The organism is Pedobacter sp. D749 (assembly GCF_019317285.1).
Taxonomy (GTDB): domain Bacteria; phylum Bacteroidota; class Bacteroidia; order Sphingobacteriales; family Sphingobacteriaceae; genus Pedobacter.
In genome coordinates this window covers 2,390,345-2,410,517 of record NZ_CP079218.1, presented here as the reverse complement: position 1 = coordinate 2,410,517, position 20,173 = coordinate 2,390,345, and the positions used below count along the sequence as shown (strand labels likewise).

Genomic DNA, 20,173 nt, shown 5'->3' with positions numbered 1-20,173 from the left:
ATATGCTTGATTTTAGGACTTCGGTATCTTTATCCGAAAGACTGAATTGGCTGACTGTTAATTAACTAAGACGAATAAAATTAAATCTGTAAAATCTGATCCACATGCAAACAACAAGACACGATTGGACAAAAGAAGAAATATACGAAATTTATAACAGGCCATTTTTAGATCTGGTTTACGAAGCTGCAAGTATCCACAGAGAGAATAAAGATTACAATGAAGTTCAGGTAAGTTCATTAATCTCGATCAAAACGGGAGGTTGTGCCGAAGATTGTTCATATTGCCCACAAGCTGCCCGTTACCACACTGAGTTAGAAGTACAACCTTTAATGCAGGTTGGCCAGGTAGTTAGTGCTGCTGTTAAAGCTAAAGAAGGTGGCGCATCACGTTTGTGTATGGGTGCTGCCTGGCGCGAAGTGCGCGATAACCGCGATTTCGACCGCGTAATTGAAATGGTTAAAGCGGTTAATGATATGGATATGGAAGTTTGCTGTACCTTGGGTATGCTTACTGAAAATCAGGCGCAGCGTTTAGCTGATGCCGGTTTATATGCTTATAACCATAATATTGATACTTCGGAAGATGATTATAAACGTATTATCTCAACCAGAACTTACGATGACCGTTTAAATACCATTAAAAACGTACGTAAAGCGAAATTAACAGTTTGTAGCGGAGGTATTATCGGTTTAGGTGAAACGGTAGAAGACCGCGTTTCGATGTTGCAGACTTTATCGAATATGGAAAAACATCCTGAATCGGTTCCGGTTAATGCTTTAGTTCCGGTAAAAGGAACGCCTTTGGAAAATCAACCGCGTGTTCCAATCTGGGATATGGTAAGGATGATTGCTACTGCACGGATCGTAATGCCAAATTCGGTAGTGCGCTTATCAGCTGGTAGAAATGAAATGAGTACGCTGGAACAAGCTTTCTGCTTTATGGCCGGTGCAAGTTCTATTTTTGCAGGCGATAAATTATTAACTACACCCAATCCTGCTTTTGTAGATGATATGGCCATGTTTGAACTATTAGGTTTGAAAACCCGTGATGCCTTTAAAAATGGCAGACCTGCAAATACAAGGATTGAACAAGAAGCTGTTTAACTAAGAAATATAATCCAAAAAAAAGTTCCGAGCAATCGGAACTTTTTTTGTTTTCTGGGTCATCGGTAATTTCAAGTCAAATGCTTTACTAGACTGCAGTAACCCTTACTTCAATATTTCCTTTAGTTGCTTTCGAATATGGACAGGCCCGATGTGCCTTATCAGCTAAAGCTTGTGCTTCCTCATGAGAAATCCCTGGAATATGAACATCCAGATCAGCAGAAAGTACAAAAGAGTTTCCGTCTTTATTAAAAGAAACTAATACTTTAACATTTGCTTCGCTAATATCAACACCTTCACGTTCCGCAACTGAGCCTAAGGCTCCAAGATAACACGGCCCCCAGGCAGCAGCAAAAAGCTCTTCCGGGTTTGTAGCACCTCCTTGCCCTCCAAGTTCTTTTGGCTTTCTTAGCTCTAAATCTAAAATTCCATCACTTGATTTAATGTGTCCGTCTCTTCCTCCAGTAGCTGTAACTTCAGCTGTATATAGCTTTTCCATAATAATTTCTTAATTGATTAAGTTTAACAAATTATACTTGTCTTTGTTTTTAGTAGCCGCAAAGATTGCCTAATCATACCGCTGAGGGATATATTAAGATTTAATGTAAGCCGATTCGGGCGGCTATCAGAAATGTTAGTAAGATCTTAAATAATTTGTTTTGCAGCTTTCCATTTTAGCAGGTGCCTAGGTGACCACTTAGCAAGAAGTTTTTTTAACTAAAGTTTTATTTTTACCGATAGTTTGTAGATGTCGTAAGCAACCTTCTGGATCAGATCGAATTGCTCCGGAATTAAATCTTCACCTTTTTTTATTCCCAAACCATTGTCGTTTAACCTGATTAAGGGTACATTATCAATGGTATTGGTTCCCTGTTCCAAATTATCAATTGATGTATCTAATAAATAATTGGTGTTATTGGCAAGAGGTTTTAGGTTATCGAAACTCTCAAAGATAAATTGATGCTCCTTATTGTAGAGCGAAAGTGTGGCAACATAAGAAGACAATAAATGACTTAAAGCTGTAAACTGGTGTACCTCTTTTATGAACAACTGTTTGCTTTTGGGTTCAGAAAACATTCTTTGAAACAGGGAAGCCAAATTTGCCGTGCTTACATACACTTCTTTCCGTGCCAGTTTATATTCCGTTCTGTTATAATTTTTCTCAAAATACAATTTAATCACCTGTTCATAATAAGCCTTATTTGCTTTTAAGATGTTGACCATTGCCTCTTTGAGCTTTTCATACTCCCAGGTTGGAAATAAAGAATAACTGGCCAATAACGCAATGCCGGAGCCTATAAAAGTATCATAAATCCGTTCACGGGCCAGCGCTATTGATCCCATACCTAGGAAATCAAAGAGGATTAAGATATAGGGTGTCATAAATAGAACACTCACTACATAATTTTTCCTTTGGAAACTATAACAGCCAATCATGCAGATTAACAGGATCACGAATAAAGTGTTTCGATCGTGAATGTAAGTTATTACGGCCATACCAATAAAGGCCCCAACTGTGGTGCCGATTAAACGTTGATAGTTACGTTCTTTGGTTAAACTAAAACCCGGTTTCGAAATTACCAGGATGGTGAGCAGAATCCAATAACTATGCGAGAAATTGAGGATCTGAGCTACTATAAAACCCAAAAGCATCACCACAGTAACCCGTAACGAATGCCTGAAAGTAGAAGAAGTATAGGTTAGATTCTCTGTAAACAGTTTAAAATCGAATTTTTGTCTGGTGATAAATTTCTCTGTATCTACCTCTGCCTGTCTGATATCTTTACTGTTTCGGATTTTAAAATAGCTGAAGATAGTTTTAACCCTTGCCAGGATATTCTCAATGTTCACCTCAATGTTTTTTAAGGCAATAATACCTAAGGTATTGTACTCCTGATTCTGATTGTTCTTTTCCAGATCGTTAATTTTGATCTTTAACCTTTCAATCTCAATCAGTAAACGTTTTGAAACCACAGGTGTTCCACCACTTTTTAATGCAAATGCGATATCGTCAAGAGCGTAAGAGATCCGTTTAATGGCCATCTCATAATCTGATAATATACCTGCTTTATCAAATTGATGATGCAACTGCTCATAATTATAATAAGTAGACATTACCTGCTCAAACAGATCAACCATATCTACAAAAACCAATAATAAAAATCTGCCCTCAGGAGTAGAATCTCTTACAATTTCGCGGGTTCTAAATAGTAATTCTCTTACGGCATCTTGTTTTTCATGAACAGAAACCTGAAGTTGTAACAAGTCTGAATAGGTTTTATCATAATTGTTGTTTTGATGATAAAACTTAGCTTTTTCGCGCAGAAAATCTGCAACCTCTAAAATAGAATCACTTAACGATTGCTGTACCAAACGGAAAGGACGTAATCTATACACAAAATAGCTTAAACCAGTATACCAAAGTCCACCAGCCAGAACCATAAAAGCGTATAACAATACTTCTTGCCATGGACGAATATCATCAATGCTCAATACCATAATCAACAAAACTGCAGTACCAACTGATGCAGCCCTAACTCCATAGATATAAAACATCGAAAATACAAAACTCGATACAGCCAATAAAAAACCGATAAAATAATGGTTTTTGTTGGTTAACCCGGTTATGATGGAAAAGGTAAATATGAGTGCTGTGGTAATCAGCATGGCATTTCTCCGGTGAACCATTGGCCCCGGACTATCTACCACGCTCACACACAATGCCCCAAGTGATAAGGTCATCCCGTACTTTAACATGCCAAACTGGGCCAGAATTAAAGAGGGGAGCAACACACCAATAGTAATACGGAGACCGTCGGCAAAATACGTACTCAGTAAGAAGTCTTGTATATTTCTAATGGGTTGCCTGATCTGCATGTTACAAAAATAACATAATAGCGAAGTTTTTTGTTGTGATTAAAATTAAGTTTTTTTTCTTTTTTTGATTTTTAAGCAGAAAAATAGTAACTGTCTGATTGATAAATTGATAAGCTATGTTTATAAGTTCAATTTCTATTATTGTTAATAACCTTTTAAGATGCTGTGATTTTGTAGTGAAAACTAAGATTTTTGAAAATTAACATGTTGACAACCAGTATTTTTAAGTGGATAACTTTGTTTATAAAAACGTTTATTTTTTCTTGCAAAATGGCTCTTTTCCCACTAAATTAGATCATATCAAATACGAAGTACTTTGAATTCTGACAAAACAATCCAAAAGAGATAAGGAACCGAAAGGGGAATTGTTTCGGATAGTTTACAGGGAAAACGATTAATTTCAGAAAGGGTTAAACCGAGTAAGAATATACATGACCACCGCAAGGTTGGAGAATGAGAAAATCGAACAGGCCCAAACAGAGCTTATGGAAAACTAAGAGGTTTACGGACGGAAGAGTTGGAAATAAATTTTCACGGATCGCAAAAGTTGCAAAACCTAACGAAAACGGAAAAATCAAAGTAACAAGAATTAGATGCTTTAAAATACAGCTATGGTTGTTTTTAAAGTTAAAACGGGGAAAGAATCGAAAGAAGACTTCCCCGTTTTTATTTTGCCCCTGATTTTGGATAATGGCCAAAAAAGAATAGCCAATTTTTCTGCTAATTATTCTTAAAATATTAAATTTACCAAATGGCCAAAAAAGGTAAATCGATCTCCCATCCATCAAAAAAAATATTCGTTTTAGATACCTCGGTTATTTTATACGATCACGATGCGATAAATAACTTCCATGAGCATGATGTGGCCATTCCCATCCAGGTGCTAGAAGAGCTTGATAATTTCAAAAGCGGAAATGATACCCGGAACTTTGAAGCCAGAAGTTTTATTCGCCTGATCGACGAAACTTCTAAACAGCGGTTAATCAGCGACTGGATTTCGCTAAAAAGTCCGGATTCGGGTAAATTTAGGGTAGTGCTGAACGAGAAACCTTTAATTGTAGATGCAGAGAACATTTATGGAAAAGGCAAAACAGACCATAAAATTTTAAATGCTGCATTAAGCTTAAAAGAGGAGCATCCAGATAAAAAAGTAATCCTGGTATCGAAAGACATTTGCCTGAGGTTAAAAGCAAAAGCCTTGGATTTAAATGCCGAAGATTACGAAACGGGTAAAATCAAAAATGTAGACGAGCTTTATGCGGGTAAAACAGAGCTGATTGATTTCCCGATCGAAGTGATAGAAGAGGTGAAAAAACATGCTTTTATAGATGCAGCTGATCTGGGATTACCGCCAAAAAATGCCAACCACTTTTATATCCTTAAAAATAAAAGAAAAACCGCCAACGTATTTTACAATAATAGCTTAAAAACCATCTCGACCGTTTCTACTGATGCCATTTTTAAGATCAAACCCAAAAATATAGAGCAGGCATTTGCCATTCATGCCCTTTTAGATCCCGAAATCAGGCTGGTGAGTATTCAGGGTAATGCAGGAACCGGAAAAACCTTATTGGCGCTGGCCAGCGCTTTAGAACAGCGTAAAAATTTCAGACAAATTTATGTTACCCGGCCGATCGTTTCCTTGAGCAATAAAGATATCGGCTTCCTTCCGGGCGATGCAAAATCGAAAACAGATCCTTTTATGGCGCCGATATGGGATAACCTGCGTTTTATTAAAGAACAGTTTATTGGCGATGATAAAATGTCGGAAAAGATTGATGAGCTGATTACGACCGAGAAAATAGCCATAGCCCCTTTGGCATTTATCAGAGGCAGAACACTGACCAAAATCTTCTTTATCATTGACGAAGCCCAAAATCTTACACCACATGAAGTTAAAACGATTATTTCAAGGGCAGGAGAGCATACTAAAATTGTTTTTACGGGCGATATTTATCAGATTGATACGCCATACCTCGATTCAGAAAGTAATGGCCTGTCTTATTTAATCGAAAACGCGAAAAATCATCCCCTTTATGCCCATATCACTTTGCAAAAAGGCGAAAGGAGTGAATTGGCCAATTTGGCAAATGCCTTACTTTAGCTTATTTCTGAATACAAAACTTATATTTCTTCACCACTAAAATTCTATTCTATTGGGCTCCATGTTCTCTTTGTTCTTCATCATTATTGCAATTCGGGTAATGAATAAATATCTGGATAAGGATTCTGGTAAATTAACTGTAATGGATAACCCAAATAACGGGACTAATAAAATTGAGAATTTTAGTCCTCTGGTTTTTCATTTAGTTATCATTGCATTGATTTTAATTTCATGTTTCACACCAGGAATTTTAAATGCAGAAAGAATCAAAATCCTGATAGCTGATGGTGTTTTTCAGTTTGTAAGTACAATGCTGATTGTGATCATTGGATTGATAAATCCTTTTATATCTTTTTCACCTGAAACAAGATCAAAGCTCGAACAGAAAGCCTCTGAAACTGATTTTGAATGGATGAAATGGCTTTTAGCAAATAAGAACTGGCAGTTATTGAAAGCGTTTTTTTGTATTGCGATAGTTGCTTATTTTATTTATAATGGTTATCTCGTTATTCCAAACCTGAACCAAGGAACGCTATCGGGAATTGCAATCTTTTTAATTTTGTTTTTTGTATTCGGAAATCTCATTCAACTCATTAAAGATCCGGTACTTTTTAAAAGAAAAACCCTGTTCAGATTATCAATGCTTTATCGCTCATTTAAGCTTTCCTTTTTTATATCGGCAGGATCAATCCTGGTCATTTATTTGGCTGCAACAATCCTTAAATTAGATATTGATAAGCTCGTAAATATCCAGGGGATAATTCTTTTGGTTTACAATGTGGTTATGGCTTATAACGAATACAGGGTATTGAATGCTTAGCTTAATGGTATTTTCTTAAAGACCTAAGTGCTATAAATAACTCAATCAACGTTAACACGGCATTCAATATAAATGGGTTCATATTCTGCTCAAAAAAGGCGAGTGCAGCAATTGGCTAATTTAGCGAGTGAACTGTTGTAAGATTCTACTTCCAACCAAGTGATCGTCATTTCGAGCGGAGTGCAACGAAGTCGAGAAATCTATCTCGAGGGTAGATCTCTCCATTCCGCTGCGCTTCAGTCGAGATGACGATTTTTCTTATTAGAGCTACAGCCACATTTGTAACTAATGATATTTCTTCAAACTTCTTAAACAAATAAACAACCCAATTAACGTTAACACGGCATTCAATATAAACAGTATTCATATTATGCTCCAAAAAGGGGAGTGCAGCGATTGGCTAATTTAGCGAATGAATTGTTATAGTGATTTGTTTCCCGCAAATTCCGCAGAAAAGGTACGCAGATTTAAGAGGGTTTTTATAAATGTTAGCGTGGAACTTTTAGCTGCCAAATCTGTAGGATCTGCGTTTTTTATCTTCTCAAATCTGCGGGGAACTAATTAATGATATTTCTTCAAACTCCTTAAACAAATAAACAACCCAATTAACGTTAACACGGCACTCAATATACGGTATTCTTATTATGCTCCAAAAAGGGGAGTGCAGCAATTGGCTAATTTAGTGAATGAATTGTTATAGTGATTTGTTTCCCGCAAATTCCGCAGAAAAGGTACGCAGATTTAAGAGGATTTTTATAAATGTTAGCGTGGAACTTTTAGCTGCCAAAACTATATAATCTGCGTTTTTTATCTTCTCAAATCTGTGGGGAACTCATTAATGATATTTCTTCAAACTCCTTAAACAAATAAACAACCCAATTAACGTTAACACGGCACTCAATATACGGTATTCATATTATGCTCCAAAAAGGGGAGTGCAGCGATTGGCTAATTTAGCGAATGAATTGTTATAGTGATTTGTTTCCCGCAAATTCCGAAGAAAAGGTACTCAGATTTAAGAGGATTTTTATAAATGTTAGCGTGGAACTTTTAGCTGCCAAAACTGTATAATCTGCGTTTTTTATCTTCTCAAATCTGCGGGGAATTCATTAATGATATTTCTTCAAACTTCTTAAACAAATAAACAATCCAATTAACGTTAGCACCGCACTCAATATAAACGGTGCCCCCGGAAAATAAACAGGTGCTTTACCTTCTATAAAATAAGCAAAAATATGCGTCATCACCCATGGTGCAAATATGGCCGCCAAACTTTGTAAACCCGTTAAAACACCTTGCATTTCGCCCTGGGCATTTGATGGGATCTGATTAGAGATTAAACCCTGCATCGCTGGTCCACCGATTCCGGCTAAACCGTAAGGCAGCATAAAGGCAAACATCATCCAGCCTTTTGACGCAAAAGCAAAAGCCGTAAAGCCGATTACATATAAAATCAGGCCAAAATAAACCGCTTTCTTTTCTCCAATTTTCGGCAAAATTACCCTGATTAAACCTCCTTGTACAATTCCAATCACCAAGCCCACAAAACCCAATGAATAACCCACCCATGCGGCATCCCAGTCGAATTTTTCCATGGTATAAAATGTCCAGTTCGATTGCACCGAGTGACTTGCGAAATACAATAAGAATAAAGTAATCATTAAACCCAACAGTGCCGGATATTTACCGATACTAACCAATGAGCCTATTGGGTTTGCTCTTTTCCATTCGAAAGCCCTGCGTTTTTCAACCGGTAATGACTCCGGTAATATAAAATAGCCATAAAGCCAGTTAATCAAAGATAAACCTGCAGCAACCATAAAAGGAACACGCGTACCAAAATGAATAAATGCACCACCTAAAACCGGACCTAAAATAAAACCTACACCAAAAGCAGCGCCAACCAGACCGAAATTCTGCGCTCTTTTCTCAGGCGAGGAAACATCAGCAATATAGGCTTGTGCAGTAGTAAAACTCGCTCCGGTAATCCCGGCGATAATCCTTCCTACAAATAACCAAACAATTGAAGGAGCGAAAGCCAGAAATATATAATCGATACCTAACCCGAATAACGAACTCAATAATACCGGCCGCCGACCGTAACGGTCGCTTAAAGCGCCAATAATCGGCGAAAAAATGAATTGTACCGATGCATAAGCAAGGGTAAGCCAGCCGCCATATTCTGCTGCCAGCCCAAAACCGCCACCGGTAAAATCCTGTATAAGTTTAGGTAAAACCGGAATAATGATCCCAAAGCCTGTAAAATCGATCAGGAGGGTTACCATAATAAAACTCATTGCAGATTTTTTTTCGTTTGCCATCTTATAAAAGGTTGAAAAGCAAAAGTATTAGAATTACCTAAGAATGTAAATTTTAGTTCTATAAACCTATCTGGTTTTAGCCGAAATGTTTGATAAAGAACCCTCGTTTATAAACCTGATATAGCGAAAAGCCCACAGCGAGGTAACGAGCGAGGACTTGCAGCGGTAGCAGGGCTGCAGACCGCCATTAAGATAGAACCATACATTTTCAAAAAAAAATGTTAATCTAATAATATTAGTAGCTTTCAAAATCTAAACATGCCTAAATCAAAAACTCTTAAACTAGCCTTCAATAACTTAAAATTGTATTGGGAGTGAAAAACCTATAACAAAGGTCAAAAATTTTCCACAATGCCTTAATTCGGCATAATTTTGTTAAATTCGCAAGGTTATAGTAATACCCTTTTTTAATATCGTTTTAAGTAGCGAGAATAATAATTTATGGCAGAAGATTTAGAAAATCAGCAGAACGACAAAATCATTCAAATTAATATAGAAGAGCAGATGAAATCGGCTTACATTGATTATTCAATGTCGGTTATCGTATCGAGGGCTTTGCCTGATGTGCGTGATGGATTGAAACCAGTACACCGCCGTGTGCTCTACGGCATGTTGGGTTTAGGTGTAACCAGTGGAAAACCTTATAAAAAATCTGCCCGTATTGTGGGTGAGGTTTTAGGTAAGTACCACCCACACGGTGATGCATCGGTATATTTTACCATGGTTCGTATGGCTCAGGATTGGAGTTTGCGTTATCCAATGGTAGATGGTCAGGGTAACTTTGGTCACATTGATGGTGACTCTCCGGCTGCAATGCGTTATACCGAGGCACGTTTTAGCAAACTTGCCGAAGAAATGGTTGCCGATATCAATAAAGATACGGTAGATTTTCAATTAAACTTTGATGATACAGAGCAGGAACCAACGGTTTTACCTGCAAAAATCCCTAATCTTTTAGTTAACGGTTCTTCTGGTATTGCAGTAGGTATGGCCACCAACATGGCGCCACATAACTTAACTGAAGCAATTGATGGTGTAATAAACTATATCGACAATAGAGATATTACGATAGAGGAATTGATGAAGTTTGTAAAAGCTCCCGATTTCCCTACAGGTGGTATTATTTATGGTTATACTGGTGTAAAAGAAGCATTCGAAACTGGCCGCGGACGTATTGTAATGCGTGCAAAAGCCGAAATCGAAAACATTAAAGACCGTGAGGTAATTATTGTTACCGAAATTCCGTACCAGGTAAATAAAGCACAAATGATTGAGCGTACTGCTGAATTGGTTGGCGAGAAAAAACTGGAAGGCATTTCGAACATCAAAGACGAATCGAACAAAGATGGTATCCGCATCGTTTACGAAATTAAACGTGATGCAAATGCTTCTATCGTTTTAAACAACCTATATAAGTATACAGCTTTACAAACCTCTTTCAGTGTAAATAACATTGCATTGGTAAAAGGCCGTCCACAGATGTTAAATCTTAAAGATTTGATTGTTCACTTTGTGGATCACCGTCATGATGTAATTGTTCGCCGTACCAAATATGAATTGGCAGAGGCTGAAAAACGTGCACACATTTTAGAAGGTTATTTAATTGCTTTAGATCATTTAGATGAGGTAATTAAATTAATCCGTGCATCAGAAACGCCAGAGGAAGCCCGTTTAGGCTTAATGGAGAAATTCGGGCTAAGCGACCTTCAGGCACGTGCGATTCTGGATATGACATTGCGTCGTTTAACAGGACTAGAGCGTGATAAGATTAAAGAAGAATATGCTGAATTAATGAAAACCATCGAATACTTGAAATCTATTTTAGCAGATGAAGGTTTGCGTATGCAGATTATCAAGGATGAACTGGAAGAAGTGAAACAGAAATTTGGCGATGAACGCAGAACTACAATCGTTCACTCAGCCGAAGACATGAGTATGGAAGATTTCATCGACGATGAAGAAGTTGTGATCACCATCTCTCACGAAGGTTATGTAAAACGTACCCCGGCAAGCGAATTTAAAGCGCAGGGAAGGGGCGGAAAAGGATCTAAAGGCAGTAACTCAAGAAATGAAGATTTTATTGAGCACATGCTGGTAGCTACTAACCACAATTACATGTTATTCTTTACCGAAGCCGGAAGGTGTTTCTGGTTGAGGGTGTACGAAATTCCGGAAGGTTCGAGAACCAGTAAAGGAAGAGCGATACAGAACATCATCAACATCCCGAAAGAAGAGAAAATTAAGGCCTATATCAAAGTTAAAAACCTTAAAGACCAGGAATATTTAGAGAACAATTTCATCATCATGTGTACTAAAAAAGGTACCATTAAGAAAACTTCTCTTGAAGCGTATTCACGTCCACGTGTAAATGGTATCAATGCCATTAACATTAACGAAGGCGATATCTTATTAGAAGCTTGTTTAACCAACGGTGAAAGCGAAATTGTAATGGCTTTACGCTCAGGAAGAGCCATCCGTTTCAATGAAAAAACCGTTCGTCCGATGGGAAGAACAGCTACTGGTGTACGCGGTGTAAGGCTTGCACACGACCAGGATGAAGTTGTTGGCATGATTGCTGTAAACAATCCTGAAGTTACGGTGTTAGTAGTATCAGAAAAAGGTTACGGAAAACGTACCGATATTGAAGATTACCGTGTAACTAACCGAGGTGGTAAAGGTGTAAAAACAATTAACGTTACTGAAAAAACCGGGCAATTAGTTTCTATAAAAGACGTTACTGATAGCGAAGATTTGATGATCATTAACCGTTCAGGCATTGTAATCAGAATTCCGGTATCAGCATTAAGGGTAATGGGACGTGCCACACAAGGGGTTCGTTTAATATCGTTAAAAGGTGATGACGAGATTGCATCGGTTACTAAAATTGACCACGAGGAAGACGAGGAAGAAACAGTAGATTTAACTGATGTTGTAGTTACAGACGGTGAAGAAATAGAAGCAGATACTACTCCGGAAGCTGATGATACTGAAGAAGAAGAGGGCGAATCAGATAACGAAACGGAAGAAGAAAATTAACTAAAATTAAGATTAGAATAAAAATTATGAAAAGAGTATTTCTAAGTATATTTCTAGCAGGTGCGGTAAGCGCTGCTTTTGCTCAGAAAAGTGAAGTAAACGCGGCAAAAAACGACTGGGGTTTATTCCAGTTAACTTCTTCAAGCGCTACAACTCCATTGGCAAAAAAACTTGAAGCGTTAGCTAAAGGCTTGGCCCATACTGATAAAGCCATTGCGGATGAAAAATCTAAAGTAATGCCTGAAGCATGGTCTTACCGTGCGCTATTTGCTTCTTCTGCAGCGATTTTAGATTCAACCAGTACTGCAAACGCTGATGCAAATTTGAAAATTGCACAAGAAGCTATTGTTGAAGCAAAAAAACTGGATACTAAAGGTGCTGAAAAGGACAACATCAGTTCAGCTGAAACGAATGTGAGTAATGCAGTTAGAAACGCTGGTGTAATTGCTTACAACAAAAAAGATTACAAAACAGCTTACGAGAAATTTGTTGCTGCAACGGTAATTAACCCACAAGATACTGCGATGTATTTAAATGCTGGTATTGCAGCAAGAAATATTGAAGATTATCCAGGTATGATTACTCAGTTTAAAAAAGTGATCTCTTTAAACTCACCACAATCTAAAGAATTATATTCTGAAATTATCAATGCTGTTTTAAGCAAGCAGAAAGATACTACAGCTGCTTTGGCCGTTATTAAAGAAGCAAGTGCAAAATTCCCTGAAAATACCGACTGGATCAAAACTGAAACCCAGATCTATATTGATAGGGGTGATGCAGCAAAATCGGAGCAAATGTTGGTTGCTTTAGCTGCAAAAGAGCCAAATAACCCTAGTTATCAGGTTTTATTAGGTAATATCTATTTCAGCCAGGCTTTAAAATTACAGGCCGACAGAAATAAAATCGATCCTAAAAAAGTAAAAGAATTTAATGAAGTAACCGGTAAAATGAATGCTTTGTTAGATAAATCACTTCCATTTTACAAAAAAGCTTTAGAAGTTGATGCTAAAAACCAGGGTGCATTAGAAACATTAAAAACGATCTATGCTTTTAGAAATGACACTAAAAATTACGAAGATGTTAAGAAACGTTTAGATGCATTACCTAAACAATAATTCTGATACGATTTAAAAAAAGAGCCCCGAAATTTCGGGGCTCTTTTTTTTATGTTTATTTTTATGGTTTATTACGGTTTTATCACATCTATACATTATGCAGAATTGCCTTAAAATATCTTTAACCGCTTTAATTTTCGTCTCATTTAATGCTGTAGCCCAAAAAAGTCAGATTCTGATTGCCAGAAATTCAGTCGGCAAACTTCAGGCTTCTATAGCCAATAAAGAAGATGAGAAAAAGCAGTTAAGCATCATTACAGAAGGCTTAAAATCGATAGAATCTGCCGAAAAAGATAACAAAACCAAAAACTGGACAGAAACCTGGTCTATAAAATCTTACCTTACCTCATTTGCATCACTGATTGATACCGACCCGAATAATGCAAATAAATTTTATGACAGCGCAGTAGAGGCGGTTGCCAAAGCAAAAGCATTAGACCGTTACAATGATAATGGGGGACTTATTAAAGCATCTGACCATAATATTTTGATCAAAAAGCAGGATAAAGGCAATGAAGCCTATTTTAACAACGAATTTAAAGAGGCATTTGCCGATCTGAAAGAAGTATCAGATAATTTTCCTGCTGATACTACTTTGGCCTTAAATACCGCGATTTGTGCATTAAATATTCAATCTTACGATGAATCTTTAACTTATTTTAAACGTGCAAAAGAAAATGGCATTAAAAATCCATCTGTTTTTCAGAAAATGGCCCAGATGTATGTAGTGAAATCAGAAAACGAAACCGCTATCAAAACTTTAGAAGATGGATTGGTTTTAAATCCATTTAACCGTTTTTTAACGAACGATTATATCAATCTTTTGCTTGACACAGAAAATTATAGTAAAGCACAGGGATTGATCGAAAATAATTTAAAAGTGGAAAAAGGAAATAAACTGCTTTATTTTCTGTACGGTTACCTGCAACAGGTTGGAGGAAATAATGCTACAGCAATTTTAGCTTACGATAAAGCATTAACCACAGACCAGAATTATTTCGATGCCTTGTACCAATTGAGTTTAGCTTATATCAATACTGCGAACGAAACTTTGCGCAAAGGCGATGCGGACAAAACCGAAAAATATAAAGGTCTAATTAACCGCGCACAATTTGCTTTACAACGTGCCAACGAAATTAATCCAAACGATAAGAAAACTGTACAGTTGCTGATTGATATCTATAACAAAAAAGGCGTAACAGATAAGGCACAGGAACTTAACCGCAAACTTCAGGAACTGTAATTTTATAGGAAATCTAACGAGGATAGGATAGTGTTCGAAAACAAAACTTAACATAATATTAATTATAGGACAAAAAATAGTCGCTTAGAAAAAATGCAATGTGCCTTGTAGGCGCATTCAGAGATAATTTCAGTGTGTGCTCTTTTGCTTGATCAAAAAGAACCAAAAATCAAGGCAAAAATATGCTTCCACGCTGCAAGGCCCACGCAGGGCCCGCATTTTTGCCGGGCCCTGCGCACCGCAAGAGTCCGCGCAATCGTTATAAGTTTATCGACCAGGTCCTGAACATGTGATAGGTTTTGGGCGGTAAAAAAGTAGGCCAAAAATTCTTTGAAATAAGGATTTCCCTCAAATTTAGCTATTATGGCCTTCTCAGGTTAGACTTTTGTTTCATATTCTATTAGGGTGAAGCCTGTCTTGTAGTACTCCTTACACTTTTCAAAAGAATGGTAGTATAGCTTGTCTTGTTGCGCTGTAATAAATCAGAATAAATTATCCCCTTTATACCAATGAAGCTTTTTCATCAGCTCACGCGAAACTTCTCTGTAATCATTGCTTTTTATAAACTTATTAGTAAAATGTATAGGTTTTTCTTTAGGGTTTTTATATTGATTTTTAAAATCTTCCATTATCCGCCAAAGATATTCATCACAGGCATTGATAGAGTTGCCTACATAAATATCAAAGTCGCCAGCCTTTAAATGATTGGGGTTATACATCTCTTTTGATGCGGCCCAATAGGCATTAGTGCCTGACTTCAACTTAAATGTAACATACTTGCTGATATATTTATGTGTAACCTGGTTACCCAAATTGCCATGAGTTATAGCAATACTGGCATGCAACTGTATAGAAAAAGGATTGGCCGTACCACCAACGTAAGAAGACCAGTTGTAAGCTATGGTTCTATCTACCAGTGTTGTAACCAATGATTCAAATTCCAGTTCCTTGTATTTTTTCCAATCAACATCTTTCCTATTGGTAAATTTTCGCCAGTTTTCTACGGATAATGTATCGGTATCCTTAATTCCAAAAGCCTTGGCCAGGGTCTGGAATCCATCATCGTAGCTGGAGCGGAAGTCAGCATACTTTTTGTCGGCAAGCAGTAGGGGTATCTCGCATTCGCGGTACAATACCGGCAGTATGAATACTTTTTTGGAACGCATCTGCTTTACCCAGGCAGCGCTGAGCTCGCCCCTAACCCACTCGGACTGCAGGGCTTCGGGAGAGAGGATGATACCTAGGTATTCATTCTCGCGAATGCCGGTTTCTATTTTCCAGGTTATGGATTCGCCAATGCCTATCTCCCATTTATCGTACCATACTTCGACCCCTATTCTTTTGAGGTCTTTGGCCAGCTTTTCTACAAAGGGCTTATCGATACTGGTGTGGCTTAAAAAAATACTGGACATACGGGTGTGTTTAAGGTTTGTTGCTGTAAGTGGGTTCGGGTTCCTATTGTAGTTCAAGCAGCACTTTGCTCCATGCGACTGTATAATCTACTATTATCCGGGTAACACCTGCAGGCTTTAATAATTTCCGGAATGTTGCATTCTTCAGCTCATCTGTAAGATCAATCTTATATTGGCCATCTGTAACGGGGCAATGTTGCTGCATATATTTAATAACTGCAGTATTTTCTATATAACTGATATTAAAACAGTCGCCTATGCTCCAGAAGGGATCTGGAATGTTCCATTCTTCAAAAACTCTGGCAATATCGTCCAATAAGGCATTTCCACCACCAGCTCGGTCGATTTCAAATTGTTGCGCTTCTTTCCAAAAACCAAATTCATAATCAAGGCTGTTTTTCTCTAAATACTGAATTGTCATTTCATCTTCGTACTTATTAAAAATTATATTCAGTTCAGATTGGATTACCGGGACTATAAAGTGAGCACAAAACAGATCTTTATCGGCCTCGTAGCATAACCGCCAAAGTATTTCCCGGTTGTCGTAATGCACACAGTCATCATCGTCTTTAAAACTTCTGTACAACTCACTTCTTTCTTGCTCCGGGAGGTTTATCATATACCTTACCGAGAGAAATATATGGAATGTTGTATTCGGAAACCGGAACCAGATGTCTTGCTGCTGCAGGATGGTACGGTATTGCTCAACGGGTATAAGTGCCACCTTGCTAAGGGCACTTTCAAAAGTATTCTGCCGGAAGGTAAAAAGCTCATTAATATATAAATTGTAAGCAACAGCCTGCAAGGTGGTTAATTGCTCTTCTTTCCATGAGTCAGACAAAAGAAGACATTCGTAAAACGCATATTCGTTAAGAACGTCTTCTTTATGCACAATCAAATAATTCAATAAAAGATCAGTATTTCTGGTATTATCCAGTAAATCCTGGTAATGTTTATGATTAGCAATCCGGCCAATCAGGTGCTCGGCTGCAGCCGGATCATTCGCCGTGGACCTGATATACCTGAAAGCATCTTCTTCCTCCTCCCAATCTTCAGCCCAATTAGGTTTCAGCCTATTCAAGGCCAGCTGGTATGCCTTATATTTCTGTTTATCCAGCTGTTTGGCTCTTGGAGTTTCTTCTGCCAGGTCTTCTTCCGGTTCGTAAACCAGGTTATCAGCATTTTTCTTAAGCTTATTTATCCTGAATAATTCACGTCCTGCCATATCATTAATGTCCTGCTTAGTTTTTTTGCTCAGCTTGAATTTGTAGATCTCTTCAAGATGCTCCAGTTCTTCATCCACCAGCTCATCTATTGCCAATTCGGCTTCATGTGTGCCTTCCCATAAATAATAATCAATATCATCATAAATCATTCCTTTAATCCAGCGCCTGATATCTTTTATATTGGTAGTAACCACTTCATAATAAGCATCAGGGAAAATTTCCTGCAGGTAATGCAGGCCGAAGAATTCTTTTGCAAACCGGAGGTTATGATAATAGGCCTTTACGGTCGCGAGCGGATCAAAAGATACAAAAGGTTGGAGTTTCTTGATGATATCTGTTTGAGTAATCCGCTCTGCCAAAGATAATGCACGATAATTGCTCCCGGACGTCATGGCTTGTTTCGCAAATTTATCTTCCTCGAGCAATTGCTCATATTTTTCTTTGACAAACCTGAGTACCGTTTCGTGGTTAGCTAAGGGGAAATAACGGCATAGCAGCCACAGTTTATCCATGCGGTTATCAAATTGATCATTATCCAAGTGGAAAGAAGTGTCTCCTCCCTCCCAGTCGATCCTTTTTACTTTGGCTATTGGTAAGGTATCAAATTCGCTGATCATTTTTTCAGCCATCAGCGCGCATAAAGAAGGGGATAAAATGATTTTGCCGATCGAGAATGGCGTGTCTGTATCATAATCCTCAATATGCTTATCCTCCTTGCTCGTGGCAAAAACAAAATACAACTGGTTGAAAAGCGTAGCGCCGCGGATCATGAAAGCGACTAGGTCTTCTCTTTTCCTAAGATAGTTTACCGTAAAATCCTTAATGGAGGGGTTTTGAAATTCAAAAAAATTATCGGTCCTGAATGCTGTAAAAATGAGGGAATAATCCATTGAAGAAATACTCCCATCTCCTCTTTTAATTTCCGGATTGTGGGATATGGATATAAATGATTCGGCAAGCTCGGCTACAGCCTGGTCAAATCTATCCTGCTCATATCCCTGCTCATATATCTTGCGGTGCAGCCCTACATTTATAAAGGTTTTGAACAACAATGCTTCAATGGAGGGCTCTTCTGTTATGGCCATGATGAGCAGGAGTATTTGTGCGTTTTCACTCAGTTTCAGGAATATTGTTTCCCAATAAGAATAAGGATCATCGAGGTACTTTTTCAAACCAAAATACAGGGAATAGCTATCTGCATACAGGTTGTAATACCGATCCAGGTAATCATCAATAAGCCTGGGTGTAAAGTTGTTGTGGTGAATAATTTCCTTGTAGTGTTCGTCATATAATAGTGGCTCAATATGCTTCAGCTCTACTTTTGAATAATACAGGTAATTGTATAAAATATTGATCTTGAAGGCTGGTGTAAATTCCTTTTGGCGGATCAGGCATTTTGTAAAATGGAGTTTTTTAAGTTCTGGATATATAGCTTCAGCCTGTTTGAATACATATTCTCTGGTCGTGATCAACAGCAGCTTATTGGAAGAATCAACGATTTTGCTGATAAAATCAAGCAATTGGCGATCTTCATTACGGTCAAAGCCTTCAAATGTAGTGCTGCCCAAAAAATCATCGAAGAAGAATACCTGCTTCTTTTGTGCATTCCATACACTCCCCTCCGCTTCTGATATGCTCCTGCGCAGGAAGATAAACTCGTATCCCTGTTCCAGGTAATACAGGCTTAGAATACCGGCCAGCGTGGACTTACCCACACCCGGCTCGCCCGAAATAATCACATACCGTTTGTCGTTCAATATCTTTAAGGCTTGCTGAAAGGAGGCATCGGGCACATAAAACCGGGAGACCTTGTGGTATTTTTTAAGCTTATCGACAGACTGGTTGTACACATTGGCCTGTAGCAGGCGGTTCAAAACCGTTGCACTATGCAGGTATAAGCGCGGATAGCTCAATTCCACATCAGGGTATAGCGCCAGCAGGTTATTGATCATGGCTTGCCCCAGGATGTCATTGGTACTGTGTACATAAGGCTTAAACAGCGTATATATTTTCTCCATCTGCCTTTGAGACAGCTTGCAGGAGGTGGCAATAATATACCGGGTAGGATTGAGCCTGATGACTTTGGGCAATTCCGAGTTTTTGAGCGTCGCATACAAAGCATCAAAGTCGCTCCAGCGTTTGCATTGGAGCACTATTTTCTCCTTTTCATCTTCAAAAATTGCATCAATACCCCCATCTGCACCTTCACTAAAGCTGTTAAAAAGAAATGGCCTTCCAGTCTCTTCGCTTATTGTCAGCTGTAACAGGTCTCTGCACAAAAATTCAAACTCCCTCGGGTCGAAGTCATTAAATGTATATTGATTAGGCATAGTTTGGTCCGAAAAATATTCTATTGCAATTTATGAAACCTTTTGCTGAACCCGTAATATTGCAGTCTTTTTGGTAATACGTACGAGCTTACTTTGCAGAGCACATATTAATAATGCCCTGGCCGCTCTTCGAGTTTAATAACATCATAAATAAAAGACAGGGTGATTCATATTGATAACATCGAATGTACTAAGCTTAGAAAAGCAATGCCGAACCGCGCTCAAATCGCTTTTTACTGGAAAGATATTGTACACCTGCATTTTGATTACATAATGGATTGGGGCGAACCATCTTACTGGGCATGTAATGCCTTCGATGGTTCTTTTTATATAGATGTTTCTGACGCGAATATTAAAGCATGGAATAATCACAACTATCTTCAAAAATGCCATATCGTTCCCAAAGCATTAATGGTTGCAGCTAATCTTGTACTGCTTTGTCGCCGTTGTCATAAAGCCAGTCCCAATACCAGGGACCTGGTAAACTTCAGAAACTGGATTGAAAACAGAAAGAAAGTTGTTTTTGAAGAGATTGGCGAGCCATCCTGGAAGAGAAATTTGCGCAATAATCTAATTTGAACAA

Annotated in this window: 12 protein-coding genes; 7 read left to right on the top strand and 5 right to left on the bottom strand. The window is 38.0% G+C overall.

Annotation, left to right across the window (positions count from 1 at the left end):
- Positions 1 to 104: 104 nt before the first annotated feature.
- Positions 105 to 1,106, top strand: a complete 1,002-nt coding sequence (bioB, locus tag KYH19_RS09645; protein ID WP_219078528.1) for a biotin synthase BioB — start codon at positions 105 to 107, stop codon at positions 1,104 to 1,106.
- An 88-nt stretch (positions 1,107 to 1,194) separates the two neighbouring features.
- Here bioB and KYH19_RS09640 read toward each other — a convergent pair whose 3' ends face one another.
- Complete coding sequence (locus KYH19_RS09640; protein ID WP_132397738.1) at positions 1,195 to 1,605, bottom strand: organic hydroperoxide resistance protein; 411 nt, start codon at positions 1,603 to 1,605, stop codon at positions 1,195 to 1,197.
- Between the two features lie 218 nt (positions 1,606 to 1,823).
- On the bottom strand, positions 1,824 to 3,983 hold the full coding sequence (locus tag KYH19_RS09635) for an FUSC family membrane protein (RefSeq protein WP_219078527.1): 2,160 nt from the start codon (positions 3,981 to 3,983) through the stop codon (positions 1,824 to 1,826).
- Between the two features lie 751 nt (positions 3,984 to 4,734).
- Between KYH19_RS09635 and KYH19_RS09630 the strand changes: the two genes are divergently transcribed.
- Together KYH19_RS09630 and KYH19_RS09625 are read left to right on the top strand one after the other, a co-directional pair.
- A complete protein-coding gene (locus KYH19_RS09630; protein ID WP_132397734.1) occupies positions 4,735 to 6,087 on the top strand; it encodes a PhoH family protein in 1,353 nt (450 codons plus the stop codon).
- Between the two features lie 100 nt (positions 6,088 to 6,187).
- Positions 6,188 to 6,907 (top strand): hypothetical protein, encoded by a 720-nt coding sequence (locus tag KYH19_RS09625; protein ID WP_219078526.1) that lies wholly within the window; start codon positions 6,188 to 6,190, stop codon positions 6,905 to 6,907.
- Between the two features lie 1,109 nt (positions 6,908 to 8,016).
- Here KYH19_RS09625 and KYH19_RS09620 read toward each other — a convergent pair.
- The gene (locus KYH19_RS09620; RefSeq protein ID WP_219078525.1) at positions 8,017 to 9,228 is read right to left on the bottom strand and encodes a TCR/Tet family MFS transporter; all 1,212 of its coding nucleotides are present in this window, start codon (positions 9,226 to 9,228) and stop codon (positions 8,017 to 8,019) included.
- 441 nt (positions 9,229 to 9,669) lie between these two features.
- On the opposite strand from KYH19_RS09620, the gene gyrA reads away from it, so the two are divergent.
- From gyrA to KYH19_RS09605, 3 genes are all read left to right on the top strand, one after another.
- The gene (gyrA, locus tag KYH19_RS09615; protein ID WP_219078524.1) at positions 9,670 to 12,264 is read left to right on the top strand and encodes a DNA gyrase subunit A; all 2,595 of its coding nucleotides are present in this window, start codon (positions 9,670 to 9,672) and stop codon (positions 12,262 to 12,264) included.
- A 26-nt stretch (positions 12,265 to 12,290) separates the two neighbouring features.
- Complete coding sequence (locus tag KYH19_RS09610; protein WP_219078523.1) at positions 12,291 to 13,379, top strand: tetratricopeptide repeat protein; 1,089 nt, start codon at positions 12,291 to 12,293, stop codon at positions 13,377 to 13,379.
- Positions 13,380 to 13,476: 97 nt separating this feature from the next.
- Positions 13,477 to 14,622 (top strand): lipopolysaccharide assembly protein LapB, encoded by a 1,146-nt coding sequence (locus tag KYH19_RS09605; protein ID WP_219078522.1) that lies wholly within the window; start codon positions 13,477 to 13,479, stop codon positions 14,620 to 14,622.
- A 482-nt stretch (positions 14,623 to 15,104) separates the two neighbouring features.
- On the opposite strand, the gene KYH19_RS09600 is transcribed toward KYH19_RS09605, so the two are convergent.
- Both KYH19_RS09600 and KYH19_RS09595 read right to left on the bottom strand, forming a co-directional pair.
- Positions 15,105 to 16,034, bottom strand: a complete 930-nt coding sequence (locus tag KYH19_RS09600) for a toll/interleukin-1 receptor domain-containing protein (RefSeq protein ID WP_219078521.1) — start codon at positions 16,032 to 16,034, stop codon at positions 15,105 to 15,107.
- A 43-nt stretch (positions 16,035 to 16,077) separates the two neighbouring features.
- Complete coding sequence (locus tag KYH19_RS09595) at positions 16,078 to 19,590, bottom strand: restriction endonuclease (RefSeq protein ID WP_219078520.1); 3,513 nt, start codon at positions 19,588 to 19,590, stop codon at positions 16,078 to 16,080.
- A 207-nt stretch (positions 19,591 to 19,797) separates the two neighbouring features.
- Here KYH19_RS09595 and KYH19_RS09590 point away from each other — a divergent pair, with 207 nt between their 5' ends.
- Positions 19,798 to 20,169 carry a hypothetical protein gene (locus KYH19_RS09590; RefSeq protein WP_219078519.1) on the top strand — a complete coding sequence of 124 codons (372 nt, stop codon included), beginning with the start codon at positions 19,798 to 19,800 and terminating at the stop codon, positions 20,167 to 20,169.
- Positions 20,170 to 20,173 lie beyond the last annotated feature (4 nt).

What these genes read in the sequence shown, in the direction of transcription:
- KYH19_RS09600 (WP_219078521.1), bottom strand. Translation starts at nt 16,034, where the DNA reads ATGTCCAGTATTTTTTTAAGCCACACCAGTATCGATAAGCCCTTTGTA.
- KYH19_RS09640 (WP_132397738.1), bottom strand. Translation starts at nt 1,605, where the DNA reads ATGGAAAAGCTATATACAGCTGAAGTTACAGCTACTGGAGGAAGAGAC.
- KYH19_RS09610 (WP_219078523.1), top strand. Translation starts at nt 12,291, where the DNA reads ATGAAAAGAGTATTTCTAAGTATATTTCTAGCAGGTGCGGTAAGCGCT.
- KYH19_RS09625 (WP_219078526.1), top strand. Translation starts at nt 6,188, where the DNA reads ATGAATAAATATCTGGATAAGGATTCTGGTAAATTAACTGTAATGGAT.
- KYH19_RS09605 (WP_219078522.1), top strand. Translation starts at nt 13,477, where the DNA reads ATGCAGAATTGCCTTAAAATATCTTTAACCGCTTTAATTTTCGTCTCA.
- KYH19_RS09635 (WP_219078527.1), bottom strand. Translation starts at nt 3,983, where the DNA reads ATGCAGATCAGGCAACCCATTAGAAATATACAAGACTTCTTACTGAGT.
- bioB (WP_219078528.1), top strand. Translation starts at nt 105, where the DNA reads ATGCAAACAACAAGACACGATTGGACAAAAGAAGAAATATACGAAATT.
- KYH19_RS09630 (WP_132397734.1), top strand. Translation starts at nt 4,735, where the DNA reads ATGGCCAAAAAAGGTAAATCGATCTCCCATCCATCAAAAAAAATATTC.
- KYH19_RS09590 (WP_219078519.1), top strand. Translation starts at nt 19,798, where the DNA reads ATGCCGAACCGCGCTCAAATCGCTTTTTACTGGAAAGATATTGTACAC.
- gyrA (WP_219078524.1), top strand. Translation starts at nt 9,670, where the DNA reads ATGGCAGAAGATTTAGAAAATCAGCAGAACGACAAAATCATTCAAATT.
- KYH19_RS09620 (WP_219078525.1), bottom strand. Translation starts at nt 9,228, where the DNA reads ATGGCAAACGAAAAAAAATCTGCAATGAGTTTTATTATGGTAACCCTC.
- KYH19_RS09595 (WP_219078520.1), bottom strand. Translation starts at nt 19,590, where the DNA reads ATGCCTAATCAATATACATTTAATGACTTCGACCCGAGGGAGTTTGAA.